This is a genomic window from Bartonella sp. CL266QHHD (genome assembly GCF_042195355.1).
Classification (GTDB): domain Bacteria; phylum Pseudomonadota; class Alphaproteobacteria; order Rhizobiales; family Rhizobiaceae; genus Bartonella.
Map to the genome: position 1 here is coordinate 1 of NZ_JBHIOD010000049.1, position 1,277 is coordinate 1,277.

Sequence of the window (1,277 nt, forward strand, 5' to 3'; positions counted from 1 at the left end):
TATCCGCTTTTTAGAGACAATGCGCCCCGTTTGGCTGAGATTTGTTTGCGCATGCAAAGCAATGGTATCATTGCTTTCTATTGTGCCACTATTGCTTAAATCACCGTGGCTGGTCAGTTGAAGGTCACCACGCTCAATCTCTATGTGCCCTGCTTGGATCACACTATCAGCAACAATATTAACTGCCCCTTGCGTAGAAATGAGACCATCAACATTCTCAAAACTGCCCACATCAATGCGCAAACCATCCCGGGCTAAAACATGCGCACCTTCATCATGTGTAGCGTTTTGTTGGTCTGAATTTGTCGTTTCAGCGCTTTTATTGACAAAAGACGTTGCAACAATCTTCATCTCACCGGCTAAAGCANAGCGTTTTGTTGGTCTGAATTTGTCGTTTCAGCGCTTTTATTGACAAAAGACGTTGCAACAATCTTCATCTCACCGGCTAAAGCACTGAGAAGACCAGCCTCATTGTTTATATGACCAGCACGTATCTCTTTCAGCCCACCAATGCTGAGAGCCTCTTCAGCAATAATTCTGCCCTGTGTATTGCTCAGATTACCATCACTGAATAGATCCATAGATTTTTTGGCGTAAATCAGCCCACTATTGCTGACATTTCCTGCCACATTAAGGGCAACATTCTCACCACTGGAGCCAAGCACACCGGCATTGTCTAATTGCCCTGCGATCACAACAAAAACACCACCACTTTGAAGGACCCCTTCGGATGTATTCTTCAGAAAGGCTTGTTGCGGATCGGCGCCTTCTTGTGCGCTTACCATCAAATGCAAATCATCGGTTGCAATAAACGTCCCTTGATTGGTAAATGCACCAATATGAGCATCGACACTCTCACCACGCATTGTGCCGCTATTGATAACCCCATCACGCACTTGAAGGGTTAATGCTCCCTCTTGGGCTTCCACAGTCCCTGCTTGGGTTAAAGCATCAGCACTTAAAACCACATCATAACTTAAAATCGTACTCTCTTGACCGGTTGTGAGCATGCCCCCCGCTGTCAATGCAACCTGCTGCATACTGACAATATCACCCGTGTGATTGAGGGCACCATGGGCATCTAGCGTTATCTTCCCATTAGACCAGACAGTGCCTTCTTGGATCAGGGCACCGTGATGCGCATAAAGGTCAATTTTTTGCTCTGCCACTAAGCGCGCGCGTGATGTAAGCTCTGCTGCTTCCACCAAAAGAGAGCCGCCGGCGCTATAATGTCCAGCGCCTACAGTGAGCGCATCATCGGCGCTCAAGACAATATT

The 1,277-nt window shown here is 47.1% G+C and carries 1 pseudogene; it reads right to left on the reverse strand.

From position 1 onward, the window contains the following. A pseudogene (locus ACFIK7_RS06780) lies at positions 1-1,277 on the reverse strand (filamentous hemagglutinin); the annotation flags it as partial.